Below are 14,466 nucleotides of genomic sequence, written 5' to 3'. Positions count from 1 at the left end.
AAAAATGGCAAAAGGCAAATTTGAGCGGACCAAGCCGCACGTCAACGTAGGCAYGATTGGCCACGTGGACCATGGCAAGACGACGCTGACGGCGGCGATCACGACGGTTCTGGCATCGAAGTTCGGCGGCGAAGCCAAGGGCTACGACCAAATTGACGCGGCACCGGAAGAAAAAGCGCGCGGCATCACGATCAACACCGCCCACGTCGAGTACGAAACGGCCAATCGCCACTACGCCCACGTGGACTGCCCAGGCCACGCCGACTATGTGAAGAACATGATCACCGGCGCCGCCCAGATGGACGGCGCTATCCTGGTGTGCTCGGCCGCTGACGGCCCCATGCCCCAGACCCGTGAGCACATCCTGCTGGCCCGCCAGGTGGGTGTTCCTTACATCATCGTGTTCCTGAACAAGTGCGACATGGTCGACGACGCCGAACTGCTCGAGCTCGTTGAAATGGAAGTGCGCGAACTGTTGGACAAGTACGACTTCCCCGGCGACAAGACCCCCATCATCCACGGCTCGGCCAAGCTGGCCATGGAAGGCGACAAGGGCGAACTCGGCGAAGGCGCGATCTTCAAGCTCGCCGAAGCCCTGGACACCTACATCCCCCTGCCAGAGCGCGCTGTTGACGGCGCCTTCCTGATGCCCGTGGAAGACGTGTTCTCGATCTCCGGCCGCGGCACCGTCGTGACCGGCCGTGTCGAGCGCGGTGTGATCAAGGTCGGCGAGGAAATCGAAATCGTCGGTATCAAGGACACGCAAAAGACCACCTGCACCGGCGTGGAAATGTTCCGCAAGCTGCTGGACCAGGGCCAGGCCGGCGACAACGTCGGTATCCTGCTGCGCGGCACCAAGCGCGAAGACGTCGAGCGCGGCCAGGTGCTGTGCAAGCCCGGCTCCATCAAGCCGCACACGCACTTCACCGGCGAGATCTACGTTCTGAGCAAGGACGAGGGCGGTCGCCACACGCCTTTCTTCAACAACTACCGTCCCCAGTTCTACTTCCGCACGACGGACGTGACCGGTGCGATCGAGTTGCCAGAAGGCAAGGAAATGGTCATGCCGGGCGACAACGTGTCGATCACCGTCAAGCTGATCAACCCGATCGCCATGGAAGAAGGCCTGCGCTTCGCCATCCGTGAAGGCGGCAAGACCGTCGGCGCCGGCGTCGTGGCCAAGATCATTGCCTGATTTGTGAGGTTTGATGGAGGGGTATAGCTCAATTGGCAGAGCGTCGGTCTCCAAAACCGAAGGTTGTAGGTTCGATTCCTACTGCCCCTGCCACCTGATGGTTGATGTGTATCAGCGCTGAGGGTGGTTTGAAAAGTTAAAAAGCAAGCCCGCCGGGAGTTAAAACTCCAGGTGGGCTTAAGCGTCTGAAAAGGCGCCCGAAGATTGAACAGGAAATCCGCCGACCATGGCCACTTCTCAAGTTGAAACCGTCAGTACCAGCGCCGACAAGGCCAAGCTGGGCGCGGCCGTTGCTCTGGTGCTGGTTTCGTTGGCGGGCTTTTACCTGCTGGCCAAACAAGGCCAAGTGGTTCAGTGGGGCGCTCTGGTCCTCGGGTTGGCGGCGGCCGTGGCGGTGTTCCTGCTGTCCGAGCCGGGTAAACAGTTCGTGGCTTTCGGCCGTGATTCCTGGCGCGAAGTCAGGAAGGTCGTCTGGCCCGCCCGCAGGGAGGCCATCCAAATGACGGCCTACGTGTTCGGTTTTGTGGTGATCATGGCGCTCTTTTTGTGGTTTACGGACAAGACGCTCGAGTGGGTGTTTTACGACCTGATCCTGGGATGGAAACGATAATGAGCGATCTGAATGGCACGGTAGTCAGCGAAGTGGCGGCGGGTACGTCCCTCACGCCGACGCCAGGCATGCAGTGGTATGTCGTCCATGCCTACTCCGGCATGGAAAAAGCGGTCGAGCGCAATATCGTCGAGCGCATCAACCGCGCGGGCATGCAGTCCAAGTTCGGCCGTTTCCTGGTGCCCACCGAAGAAGTGGTCGAAATCAAGAACGGCCAGAAGAAGACGACGGAGCGTCGCTTTTTCCCGGGTTACGTCCTGGTCGAAATGGTCATGGACGACGAAACCTGGCACCTGGTGAAGCACACCAACAAGGTGACCGGTTTTGTCGGCGGCGCCAAGAACCGCCCGGCGCCCATCTCTGAAGAAGACGTCCAGAAGATCGTCAGCCAGATGCAGGTCGGCACCGAGAAGCCTCGCCACAAGGTGGAGTTCGAGGCCGGCGAATATGTGCGCGTCAAGGACGGCCCGTTCACCGACTTCAATGGCACGGTGGAAGAGGTCAACTACGACAAGAACAAGGTGCGTGTGTCGGTCACGATTTTCGGCCGCGCCACGCCCGTGGAACTGGAATTCAGCCAGATCGAAAAAACGTAATTTCGATCGGGCAAGTCATTTCGCGCCTTGCAACTCGGCGCGAAACGGTCCCCAGGGACTGTTTTTGAGTTGTGTAACCCCCGGGGAGCCCGGGCCTGCCTTGATGGCGGCGCCCAGGCGTTATGACCCGCAAGGAGAAAAGTATGGCGAAAAAAATCGTCGGCTTCATCAAGCTGCAAGTGCCAGCTGGTAAGGCCAACCCATCCCCCCCGATCGGCCCCGCGCTCGGTCAGCGCGGCCTGAACATCATGGAATTCTGCAAGGCATTCAATGCGCAGACCCAGGGTGTCGAGCCAGGTCTGCCACTGCCCGTGGTGATCACGGCATTTGCCGACAAGAGCTTCACCTTTGTGATCAAGACGCCTCCTGCAGGCGTTCTGATCAAAAAGGCCATCAAGCTCGACAAGGGTTCGTCCACGCCGCACACGGTGAAGGTTGGCAAGATTTCCCGCGCACAGCTGGAAGAAATCGCCAAGACCAAAATGAAAGACATGACGGCTGCTGACCTCGACGCAGCAGTTCGCACGATTGCCGGTACGGCCCGTTCCATGGGTGTGTCGGTGGAGGGTGTTGTATGAGCAAGCTGACCAAACGTCAAAAAACCATTGGCGACAAAATCGACAGCAACAAGCTGTACGCGCTGCCCGAGGCCCTGGGCCTTGTGAAAGAGTTCGCCGTCGCCAAATTCGATGAGTCCATCGACGTGGCTGTGCAGCTCGGCATCGACGCCAAGAAGTCCGACCAGGTCGTTCGCGGCGCGGTTGTTCTGCCCAACGGCACTGGCAAGACCAAGCGTGTGGCCGTGTTCGCACAAGGCGCCAAGGCTGAAGAAGCCAAAGCCGCCGGTGCCGACATCGTCGGTATGGACGATCTGGCCGCCGAAATCAAGGCCGGCAAGATGGACTTCGACGTGGTGATCGCTTCCCCCGATGCGATGCGCATCGTGGGTACCCTGGGCCAGGTGCTCGGCCCCCGCGGCCTGATGCCCAACCCCAAGGTCGGCACCGTGACGCCTGACGTCGCCACCGCCGTCAAGAACGCGAAGGCCGGCCAGGTCCAGTTCCGCGTCGACAAGGCCGGTATCGTGCACGGCACCATCGGCCGCCGCTCGTTCGACACGGCCAAGCTGCAGGGCAACCTGGCCGCGCTGATCGATGCGCTGCAAAAAGCCAAGCCGGCTTCGAGCAAGGGTGTGTATTTGAAGAAGGTGGCGGTTTCGTCGACGATGGGTGTGGGCGTTCGCGTCGACACGCAAACCATCGCAGCGTAATCGCGAAAATTTGGGCGGCCCCGCAAGGGCTGCCCGATGTGGTGGGCTGCCGGGGTTCGCTCCGGCAGGTCATCCAAGACCGTTGGCGCGGCAGGCTTTTGGGCTCGCCGCTTAATCGAAAGACAGCCAACGCAGATGGCGGTCCCGCTGCTTGAATGGTTTTGCAAAGAATCTGAAAACAGTTGGTCGCTGAACATGAGCGTGTTGAAGGGTTGAAGGCCGGCGCAAGCCGGCCGGAACCCGACGGCACATTTTTAAGGAGTAGACCTTGAGTCTCAACCGCAGTGAGAAACAAGCCGTCATTGATGAAGTGACCGGCCTCGCCGCTAAAGCTCAAACGCTCGTGATGGCGGAATACCGTGGTATCACGGTCGCCGACATGACCCGTCTGCGCAGCCAAGCCCGCGACAAAGGCGTGACCCTGAGTGTTCTGAAGAACACCCTGGCTCGCCGTGCCGTGGCCGGTAGCGCATTCGAAGTCGTGTCCGACCAGATGACCGGTCCGCTGATCTACGGCTTTTCCACAGATGCAGTAGCTGCCGCGAAAGTGGTATCTGACTTCGCCAAGACCAACGACAAGCTGGTCATTCGTGGTGGTGCATTCGGTGGCAAGACCCTGGACGTGAACGGCGTGAAGCAACTGGCCAACATCCCTTCCAAGGAAGTGTTGCTGGCCCAGGTGTGTGGCTTGCTGATGTCGCCCATGTCGCGTACGGCCGTTGTGCTGGGCGCCCTGGCGGCGAAAAAGGGTGGCGGCGCAGCCGAAGCCCCCGCAGCAGCTTAAGCACTGGCAGCGTAATTACCCAACTTTTTTAGGAAATCAAAATGGCATTCGATAAAGACGCATTTCTGACCGCGCTGGATAGCATGACGGTCCTCGAACTCAACGACCTGGTGAAAGCCATCGAAGAGAAATTTGGCGTGAGCGCAGCCGCCATGGCTGCTCCCGCTGCCGGCGGCGGCGGTGGCGGCGGTGCAGCTGCTGCTGAAGAGAAGACCGACTTCAACGTCGTGCTGGTTGAAGCCGGCGCGAACAAGGTGTCGGTCATCAAGGCCGTGCGCGAAATCACCGGTCTGGGCCTGAAAGAAGCCAAGGACCTGGTGGACGGCGCTCCGAAGAACGTCAAGGAAGGCGCTCCCAAGGCCGACGCAGAAGCCGCCAAGAAGAAGCTCGAAGAAGCCGGCGCGAAAGTCGAACTCAAGTAATTCTTGGTGTTCGAGAAGGCTGGAAGACCGTAGTCGGGCTTCCAGCCTTTCGTGCTTCAAGGAGCGCACTGAAAAGAGGATCTAAACCGTCCTTTTTTCAGTTTTCTTCGAACCCCTATAGGCATACCGCCTATCGGTTTTCTTCAAAAACTGGCAGGCCTTCAGCCTGTCAGGATTCTGCGAATCCTGGCAAGCCTACCGCCTGACCAGTGTTTTGTAGAAACACTGGAAAGCAGACTTGAACCGTCTGCTTTCCAGTGTTTTCTGACCCCGACTGCAGAAAACGCCTTGGTTCGGGTGACGTGCAATGCGTCGCCGTCCGCCATGGTTGGTAGTGGCCAACCACCAAGCTGCCTGGATACGTGGTGTATCCGGGCACGAGAGTCGCCAGAGCCCATCAACGCGGAGAACTCATGGCCTATTCCTACACCGAACGTAAACGCATCCGCAAAAGCTTCGGCAACCGCGAAAGCGTGTTGACTGTTCCCTATTTGCTGCAAATGCAGAAAGACGCGTACACAGCGTTCCTGCAAGCCGACCGTGCGCCCCAGAAGCGCACCATCGAAGGCCTGCAGGCGGCGTTTGACAACGCATTCCCCATCGTCTCGCACAATGGTTTTGTCGAGATGAAATTCATCGAGTACAACCTGGCCAAGCCCGCCTTCGACGTGCGCGAGTGCCAGACCCGTGGACTCACCTTCGCCTCGGCCGTGCGCGCCAAGGTGCAGCTGATCATTTACGACCGCGAATCTTCCACGTCGCAGTCCAAGGTGGTCAAGGAAGTGAAAGAGCAGGAAGTCTACATGGGCGAAGTGCCCCTGATGACCGACAAGGGCTCCTTCGTGATCAACGGGACCGAACGCGTGATCGTGTCCCAGTTGCATCGCTCGCCCGGCGTGTTTTTCGAGCATGACAAGGGTAAAACCCACAGCTCGGGCAAACTGCTGTTCTCCGCCCGCATCATCCCTTACCGCGGCTCCTGGCTCGACTTCGAGTTCGACCCGAAGGACGTGCTGTATTTCCGCGTCGACCGCCGCCGCAAGATGCCGGTCACCATCCTGCTCAAGGCCATCGGCCTGAACCCGGAATCCATCCTCGCGAACTTCTTCGTGTTCGACAACTTCCGCCTGATGGACAGCGGCGCGCAGATGGAATTCGTCGCCGAGCGCATGCGCGGCGAAGTGGCGCGTTTCGACATCACCGACAAGAACGGCAAGGTCGTGGTCGCGAAAGACAAGCGCATCACGGTTCGCCACACGCGTGAGCTCGAGCAAAGCAACACCACCACCATCAGCGTGCCGGAAGACTTCCTGGTCGGCCGCGTGGTCGCCAAGAACATTGTTGACGCCGAAACCGGTGAAATCATCGCCAAGGCCAACGACGAGCTGACCGAAGTGCTGCTCAAGAAGCTGCGCGCGGCCGGCGTGCAGGACCTGCAGGTGCTGTACACCAACGAACTCGACCAGGGCGCGTACATCTCGCAAACCCTGCGCGCCGACGAAACGGCCGACGAGTTCGCCGCCCGTGTCGCCATCTACCGCATGATGCGCCCCGGCGAGCCGCCGACGGAAGATGCGGTGCAGGCCCTGTTCCAGCGCCTGTTCTACAACCCGGACACCTACGACCTGTCGCGCGTGGGCCGCATGAAGTTCAACGCCCGCGTCGGCCGCGATTCTTCCACCGGCCCCATGGTCATGACCAACGAGGACATCCTCGCGGTCGTCAAGATCCTGGTCGACCTTCGCAACGGCAACGGCGAAGTCGATGACATCGACCACCTCGGCAACCGCCGCGTGCGCTGCGTCGGCGAACTCGCCGAGAACCAGTACCGCACCGGCCTGGCACGTATCGAAAAAGCCGTGAAGGAGCGTCTGGGCCAGGCAGAGCAAGAGCCCTTGATGCCGCACGACCTGATCAACAGCAAGCCGATCTCCGCCGCCCTGAAGGAATTCTTCGGCGCATCGCAGCTGTCGCAGTTCATGGACCAGACCAACCCGCTGTCCGAGATCACCCACAAGCGCCGTGTTTCGGCCCTTGGCCCGGGCGGTTTGACCCGCGAACGCGCAGGTTTCGAAGTGCGCGACGTGCACGTGACCCATTACGGCCGCGTCTGCCCGATTGAAACGCCCGAAGGCCCGAACATCGGCCTGATCAACTCGCTGGCCCTGTACGCCCGCCTCAACGAGTACGGTTTCATCGAAACCCCGTACCGCCGCGTGGTGGACAGCAAGATCACCGACCAGATCGACTACCTGTCGGCCATCGAAGAAGGCAAGTACGTGATCGCCCAGGCCAATGCCGCGCTGGACGAATCCGGCAAGCTGACCGGTGACCTGGTGTCCGCCCGTGAAAACGGCGAATCCGTGCTGGTCGGCGCCGAGCGCATCCAGTACATGGACGTGTCGCCCGCGCAGATCGTCTCGGTCGCTGCATCGCTGGTGCCCTTCCTGGAGCACGATGACGCCAACCGCGCGCTGATGGGCGCCAACATGCAGCGCCAGGCCGTGCCTGTGCTGCGTCCCGAGAAGGCCTTCGTCGGCACCGGTATCGAGCGCGTTTCCGCGGTCGACTCCGGCACCGTGGTGACGGCCAACCGCGGCGGCGTGGTCGATTACGTCGATGCCACCCGCATCGTGGTGCGTGTCAACGATGCGGAAGCCCTGGCCGGCGAAGTCGGCGTGGACATCTACAACCTGATCAAGTACCAGCGTTCCAACCAGAACACCAACATCCACCAGCGCCCCATCGTCAAGATGGGCGACAAGCTGGCCAAGGGCGACGTGATCGCCGACGGCGCATCGACGGACATCGGCGAGCTGGCCCTGGGCCAGAACATGCTGGTGGCTTTCATGCCCTGGAACGGCTACAACTTCGAGGATTCGATCCTGATCTCCGAGCGCGTGGTGGCCGAAGACCGCTACACCTCGATCCACATCGAAGAACTCGTGGTGATGGCCCGCGACACCAAGCTGGGCTCCGAAGAAATCACGCGCGACATTCCGAATCTGTCCGAGCAGCAGCTCAACCGCCTCGATGAGTCCGGCATTATTTATGTCGGCGCCGAAGTCCAGCCGGGCGACACGCTGGTCGGCAAGGTCACGCCCAAGGGCGAGACCACGCTGACGCCGGAAGAAAAACTGCTGCGCGCCATCTTCGGCGAAAAAGCCAGCGACGTGAAAGACACCTCGCTGCGCGTGAGCCAGGGCTCGCAGGGTACCGTGATCGACGTGCAGGTCTTCACCCGTGAAGGCATTGTTCGCGACAAGCGCGCCCAGCAGATCATCGACGACGAACTCAAGCGCTTCCGCCTGGACCTGAACGACCAGTTGCGCATCGTCGAGGCCGACGCGTTCGACCGTATCGAAAAGCTGCTCGTCGGCAAGGTCGCCAACGGCGGCCCGAAAAAGCTCGCCAAGGGCAGCAAGATCGACAAGGCCTACCTGGCCGACGTCGAGAAGTACCACTGGTTCGACATCCGCCCGGCGGACGACGAAGTGGCTTCGCAGCTCGAAAGCGTGAAGAACGCCATGGAGCAGACGCGCCACAGCTTCGACCTGGCTTTTGAAGAAAAGCGCAAGAAGCTCACGCAGGGCGACGAACTGCCGGCCGGCGTGCTCAAGATGGTCAAGGTCTACCTGGCCGTCAAGCGCCGCCTGCAGCCCGGCGACAAGATGGCCGGCCGCCACGGCAACAAGGGCGTGGTGTCCAAGATCGTTCCGGTCGAAGACATGCCCTACATGGCCGACGGCACGCCGTGCGACATCGTGCTGAACCCGCTGGGCGTGCCTTCGCGCATGAACGTGGGCCAGGTGCTTGAAGTCCACCTGGGCTGGGCCGCCAAGGGCCTGGGCCAGCGTATCGGCGACATGCTGCAGGCCGAAGCCAAGGTGGCCGAGCTGCGCAAGTTCATGGAAACGCTGTACAACAAGTCGGGCCGCGGTGAAGACCTGGCCAAGCTGTCGGATACCGACGTGCTCGAGATGGCCGGCAACCTGGCCAGCGGCGTACCCTTCGCGACGCCGGTGTTCGACGGCGCTTCGGAAGAAGACATCATGACCATGCTCAAGCTGGCCTACCCGGACGAGATCGCCAAGGCCAAGGGCCTGACGGCGACGCGCACCCAGGCCCAGCTGTACGACGGCCGCACGGGCGACCAGTTCGAGCGCACCACGACGGTCGGCTACATGCACGTCCTGAAGCTGCACCACCTGGTGGACGACAAGATGCACGCCCGCTCGACCGGCCCCTACAGCCTGGTCACGCAGCAGCCCCTGGGCGGCAAGGCGCAGTTCGGTGGACAGCGTTTCGGCGAGATGGAGGTCTGGGCGCTGGAAGCCTATGGCGCCTCCTACACGCTGCAGGAAATGCTCACCGTCAAGTCCGACGACGTGCAAGGCCGTACCAAGGTGTACGAGAGCATCGTCAAGGGCGAGCACGCGATCACGGCGGGCATGCCCGAGTCGTTCAACGTGCTGGTCAAGGAAATCCGTTCGCTCGGTATCGACATCGAGCTGGAACGCAGCTAATTCAACAGGAAAGAAAAGGATTTAACTCATGAAATCGTTACTCGACCTGTTCAAGCAATTCACGCCGGATGAGCATTTCGATGCCATCAAGATCGGCATGGCCTCGCCCGAGAAGATCCGTTCGTGGTCTTTCGGCGAAGTCAAGAAGCCTGAAACCATCAACTACCGCACTTTCAAGCCCGAGCGCGACGGTCTTTTCTGCGCCAAGATCTTTGGCCCGATCAAGGACTACGAGTGCCTGTGCGGCAAGTACAAGCGCCTGAAGCACCGCGGTGTCATCTGCGAGAAGTGCGGCGTTGAAGTCACGCAGACCAAGGTCCGCCGCGAGCGCATGGGTCACATCGACCTGGCCGCGCCGTGCGCGCACATCTGGTTCCTGAAGTCGCTGCCGTCGCGCCTGGGCCTGGTGCTCGACATGACGCTGCGCGACATCGAACGCGTGCTGTACTTTGAAGCATACGTGGTGACCGACCCCGGCATGACCCCGCTGAAGAAGTTCAGCATCATGTCGGAAGACGACTACGACGCCAAGCGCAAGGAATACGGTGATGAATACACCGCCAAGATGGGCGCCGAAGGCATCAAGGACCTGCTCGAAGGGCTGGACCTGGACGTCGAAATCGAGAAGCTGCGCAACGACCTGACCGGCTCCGAAATCAAGATCAAGAAAAACGCCAAGCGCTTGAAATTGATGGAAGCGTTCAAGAAGTCCGGCATCAAGCCGGGCTGGATGGTGCTCGACGTGCTGCCCGTGCTGCCGCCGGACCTGCGTCCGCTGGTGCCGCTGGACGGCGGCCGCTTCGCGACCTCCGACCTGAACGACCTGTACCGCCGCGTCATCAACCGCAACAGCCGCCTGCGCCGCCTGTTGGAGCTGAAGGCCCCTGAAATCATCGCGCGCAACGAAAAGCGCATGCTGCAGGAAGCCGTCGACTCGCTGCTGGACAACGGCCGCCGCGGCAAGGCCATGACGGGCGCCAACAAGCGCGCGCTGAAGTCGCTGGCCGACATGATCAAGGGCAAGTCGGGCCGTTTCCGCCAGAACTTGCTGGGCAAACGCGTCGACTACTCCGGCCGTTCCGTGATCACCGTGGGCCCGACGCTCAAGCTGCACCAGTGCGGCTTGCCCAAGCTGATGGCGCTGGAACTGTTCAAGCCTTTCATCTTCGCGCAGCTCGAATCGCGCGGCATTGCCACGACCATCAAGGCAGCCAAGAAGGAAGTCGAATCCGGCACGCCGGTGGTGTGGGACATCCTGGAAGAGGTCATCAAAGAGCACCCCGTGATGCTGAACCGTGCGCCTACGCTGCACCGTTTGGGCATTCAGGCCTTTGAGCCCATCCTGATCGAAGGCAAGGCCATCCAGCTGCACCCGCTGGTCTGCTCGGCCTTCAATGCCGACTTCGACGGCGACCAGATGGCCGTCCACGTGCCGCTGTCGGTGGAAGCGCAGATGGAAGCCCGCACCCTGATGCTGGCTTCGAACAACATCCTGTTCCCCGCCAACGGCGAGCCCTCCATCGTTCCTTCGCAGGACGTTGTGCTGGGCCTGTACTACACGACCCGCGACCGCACCAACGGCAAGGGCGAAGGCCTGGTGTTCTCGGACACCGGTGAAGTCCGCCGCGCGTTCGACGCGGGCGAGCTTGACCTGAACGCCCGCATCAGCGTGCGCCTGACCGAGTACACCAAGGACAAGGCCACCGGCGAGTTCGTGCCCTCGACCAAGTTGTGGGAAACCACCGGCGGCCGCGCGCTGCTCTCCGAGATCCTGCCCAAGGGCCTGCCCTTCTCCAACATCAACAAGGCGTTGAAGAAGAAGGAAATCTCCAAGCTCATCAACGTGTCTTTCCGCAAGTGCGGCCTGAAAGAGACCGTGGTGTTCGCCGACAAGCTGCTGCAATCGGGCTTCCGCCTGGCGACCAAGGCCGGCATCTCGATCTGCATCGACGACATGCTGATCCCCAAGGAAAAGCCCGCCATCATTGCGCGCGCCCAGAAGGAAGTCAAAGAGATCGAGCAGCAGTATGTCTCGGGCCTGGTGACCTCCGGCGAGCGCTACAACAAGGTGGTGGACATCTGGGGCAAGTCCGGCGACGAAGTGTCCAAGGTGATGATGTCCCAGCTCTCGAAAGAGAAGGTCATCGACCGCAACGGCAAGGAAGTCGAGCAGGAGTCCTTCAACTCCATCTACATGATGGCCGACTCGGGCGCCCGCGGCTCCGCCGCGCAGATTCGCCAGGTGGCCGGTATGCGCGGTCTGATGGCCAAGCCCGACGGCTCGATCATCGAAACGCCGATCACCGCCAACTTCCGCGAAGGCCTGAACGTGCTGGAGTACTTCATCTCCACCCACGGCGCCCGTAAGGGCCTGGCCGACACGGCGCTGAAAACCGCCAACTCCGGCTACCTCACGCGCCGCCTGTGCGACGTGGTGCAGGACCTGGTCGTGACCGAAGAGGATTGCGGCACCCAGGAAGGCTCGCTCATGCGCGCCATCGTCGAAGGCGGTGAAGTCATCGAATCGCTGCGCGACCGTATCCTCGGCCGCACCTCGGTCGAAGACGTGCTGCACCCCGAGAACCGCTCGGTGCTGGTCAAGGCCGGCGTCATGCTGGACGAAGACCTGATCGAGGAGCTCGAAGCGGCCGGCGTGGACGAAGTCAAGGTGCGCACCGCGCTGACCTGCGAAACCCGCTTCGGCCTGTGCGCCAAGTGCTACGGCCGCGATCTGGGCCGCGGCGGCCTGATCAACATCGGTGAGGCGGTCGGTATCATCGCCGCCCAGTCGATCGGCGAGCCCGGCACCCAGCTGACGATGCGGACCTTCCACATCGGCGGCGCCGCGTCGCGCGCTGCCATCGCTTCCAGCGTCGAGGCCAAGTCCAACGGCGTGATCGGTTTCAACGCGCCCATGCGCTATGTGACCAACAGCAAGGGCGAGCTGGTCGTGATCGCCCGCTCCGGCGAAATCATCATCCACGACGAGCACGGCCGCGAGCGCGAGCGCCACAAGGTGCCTTACGGCGCCACGCTGACCGTCAAGGCCGACCAGACCATCAAGGCCGGCGCCATCCTGGCCAACTGGGATCCGCTGACGCGCCCCATCATTACCGAGTTCGCCGGCAAGGTGGCCTTCGAGAATGTGGAAGAAGGCGTGACGGTGGCCAAGCAGGTCGACGATGTGACGGGCCTGTCCACCCTGGTGGTGATCGACCCGAAACGCCGCGGCGCCACCAAGGTGATCCGTCCGCAGGTCAAGCTGATCGACGCTTCCGGCCACGAAGTCAAGATCCCCGGCACCGACCACTCGGTGACCATCGGCTTCCAGGTGGGCGCGCTGGTCCAGGTGCGTGACGGCCAGGACGTGGGTCCCGGCGAAGTGCTGGCCCGTATCCCCATCGAAGGCCAGAAGACCCGCGACATTACCGGCGGTCTGCCGCGTGTGGCCGAGCTGTTCGAAGCCCGTACGCCGAAAGACAAGGGTACGCTGGCCGAGATGACCGGCACCGTGTCCTTCGGCAAGGAGACCAAGGGCAAGGTTCGCCTGCAGATCACCGATCCTGACGGCAAGGTCTGGGAAGACCTGGTTCCCAAGGAAAAGAACATCCTGGTGCACGAAGGCCAGGTGGTCAACAAGGGCGAATCGATTGTGGACGGCCCGGCCGACCCGCAAGACATCCTGCGCCTGCTGGGCATGGAAGAGCTGGCCCGCTACATCGTCGACGAAGTGCAGGACGTTTACCGCCTGCAGGGCGTGAAGATCAACGACAAGCACATCGAAGTGATTGTTCGCCAGATGCTGCGCCGAGTGGTCGTTGAAAACGTCGGCGACTCCAGCTACATCGCCGGCGAGCAGGTCGAGCGTTCCGCCATGCTGGACAGCAACGACGCCCTGCGCGCCGAAGGCAAGGTCCCGGCTACCTACAGCAACCTGCTGCTCGGTATCACCAAGGCTTCGCTGTCGACCGATTCGTTCATCTCCGCGGCTTCCTTCCAGGAAACCACCCGCGTGCTCACCGAGGCTGCCATCATGGGCAAGCGCGACGAGCTGCGCGGCCTCAAGGAGAACGTGATCGTCGGCCGTCTGATCCCTGCCGGCACCGGCATGGCCTACCACGAGGCACGCAAGGCCAAGGACCAGATGGACGACGCCGAGCGCCGCGCCATCGCCGAAGCCGAAGCCGCCGAACTGGAAGCCATGCCCGCCGCGGCTGAAACCGGTGGCGACAGCGCCGCTTCCGAGTAAGCCCGCCGGCAAGCTCGCGGCGCCCTGAAAGGCGCCCGGCCCCACACCCTGCAAAGGTGTGGGGCTTTTTTTTGGGCGCCTGCCGCGCGGGCGCCACACCGGGTGGACGGCCGGCTTGCCGATCCGGCCCAAAAGCAGTTAACCTCGCGGCAGCCTTCCGGCCTGTTCGCCTGTTCGCTCGTTTCCCGGTTTACGGGATCCCCGCACCAAGGAGCCCCATGTCCCTCAGTACGCTTGTCGCCATCGTCGTGTTCGCCTTGCTGGTCTTCTGGGCCGTGGGCGCCTACAACCGGCTGGTGCGGCACAAAAACATCATTGCCAATGCCTTCGGCCAGATTGACGTGCAGCTCAAGCGCCGCTACGACCTGATTCCCAACCTGGTGGAAGCCGCCAAGAAATACCTGCAGCACGAGCAAAGCACGCTGGAGGCCGTGATGCTGGCGCGCAACCAGGCGCGCAGCGCCAGCGATGCCGTGCGCAGCCGGCCCGCCAACGCCGGCGCCGTGACCGCGCTGGCTGCCGCCGAGCAGTCGCTCGATGGCAGCCTGGGACGCCTTTTCGCGGTGGCCGAGGCTTATCCCGAGCTCAAGGCCGACCAGACGATTCGTGAACTCAGCGAAGAACTCACGAGCACCGAAAACAAGGTCGGCTTCGCGCGCCAGGCCTATAACGACGCCGTGCTCGACTACAACAATGCGCAGGGGCAGTTCCCGGCCGTGCTGATTGCGCGCACTTTTGGCTTCGCGCCCTCGGCCATGCTGCGCGCGACCGAGAATGATGCCGAGCGGCAGGCTGTACGTATTCAAATGTAGTG

General features: G+C 62.0%; 10 protein-coding genes and 1 tRNA gene. All 11 read left to right on the top strand.

The window, feature by feature from the left end; all coding sequences use genetic code 11:
- Nucleotides 1-4: 4 nt before the first annotated feature.
- The 11 genes from tuf to AC1D09_RS23685 all read left to right on the top strand — a co-directional run bounded on the left by tuf (nucleotide 5) and on the right by AC1D09_RS23685 (nucleotide 14,464).
- Nucleotides 5-1,195, top strand: a complete 1,191-nt coding sequence (tuf, locus tag AC1D09_RS23735) for an elongation factor Tu (RefSeq protein ID WP_477701257.1) — start codon at nucleotides 5-7, stop codon at nucleotides 1,193-1,195.
- Nucleotides 1,196-1,212: 17 nt separating this feature from the next.
- Nucleotides 1,213-1,288 (top strand) — tRNA-Trp (locus tag AC1D09_RS23730).
- A 133-nt stretch (nucleotides 1,289-1,421) separates the two neighbouring features.
- Nucleotides 1,422-1,805, top strand: a complete 384-nt coding sequence (secE, locus tag AC1D09_RS23725) for a preprotein translocase subunit SecE (protein WP_477664157.1) — start codon at nucleotides 1,422-1,424, stop codon at nucleotides 1,803-1,805.
- Between the two features lie 68 nt (nucleotides 1,806-1,873).
- Nucleotides 1,874-2,401: a transcription termination/antitermination protein NusG gene (gene nusG, locus AC1D09_RS23720; protein WP_369751959.1), complete on the top strand. Its 528-nt coding sequence runs from the start codon at nucleotides 1,874-1,876 to the stop codon at nucleotides 2,399-2,401.
- Nucleotides 2,402-2,544: 143 nt separating this feature from the next.
- Nucleotides 2,545-2,979, top strand: a complete 435-nt coding sequence (gene rplK, locus AC1D09_RS23715; RefSeq protein ID WP_007871338.1) for a 50S ribosomal protein L11 — start codon at nucleotides 2,545-2,547, stop codon at nucleotides 2,977-2,979.
- The gene (rplA, locus tag AC1D09_RS23710) at nucleotides 2,976-3,671 is read left to right on the top strand and encodes a 50S ribosomal protein L1 (protein WP_074580068.1); all 696 of its coding nucleotides are present in this window, start codon (nucleotides 2,976-2,978) and stop codon (nucleotides 3,669-3,671) included. The genes rplK and rplA overlap by 4 nt, the downstream gene beginning before the upstream one ends.
- 268 nt (nucleotides 3,672-3,939) lie before the next feature.
- Nucleotides 3,940-4,455 carry a 50S ribosomal protein L10 gene (gene rplJ / locus AC1D09_RS23705; protein ID WP_007871341.1) on the top strand — a complete coding sequence of 172 codons (516 nt, stop codon included), beginning with the start codon at nucleotides 3,940-3,942 and terminating at the stop codon, nucleotides 4,453-4,455.
- A 41-nt stretch (nucleotides 4,456-4,496) separates the two neighbouring features.
- Nucleotides 4,497-4,877 (top strand): 50S ribosomal protein L7/L12, encoded by a 381-nt coding sequence (gene rplL / locus AC1D09_RS23700; protein ID WP_074580066.1) that lies wholly within the window; start codon nucleotides 4,497-4,499, stop codon nucleotides 4,875-4,877.
- Nucleotides 4,878-5,290: 413 nt separating this feature from the next.
- Nucleotides 5,291-9,403 (top strand): DNA-directed RNA polymerase subunit beta, encoded by a 4,113-nt coding sequence (rpoB, locus tag AC1D09_RS23695; RefSeq protein WP_477664156.1) that lies wholly within the window; start codon nucleotides 5,291-5,293, stop codon nucleotides 9,401-9,403.
- Nucleotides 9,404-9,431: 28 nt separating this feature from the next.
- A complete protein-coding gene (gene rpoC / locus AC1D09_RS23690; protein WP_477664155.1) occupies nucleotides 9,432-13,652 on the top strand; it encodes a DNA-directed RNA polymerase subunit beta' in 4,221 nt (1,406 codons plus the stop codon).
- A 218-nt stretch (nucleotides 13,653-13,870) separates the two neighbouring features.
- On the top strand, nucleotides 13,871-14,464 hold the full coding sequence (locus AC1D09_RS23685; protein ID WP_477664154.1) for a LemA family protein: 594 nt from the start codon (nucleotides 13,871-13,873) through the stop codon (nucleotides 14,462-14,464).
- The last annotated feature ends 2 nt before the right edge of the window (nucleotides 14,465-14,466 follow it).

Source organism: Polaromonas sp. P1_A2 (assembly GCF_056406895.1).
The sequence above is the reverse complement of the archived record's forward strand: the minus strand, read 5'-3'. Positions and strand labels throughout refer to the sequence as shown.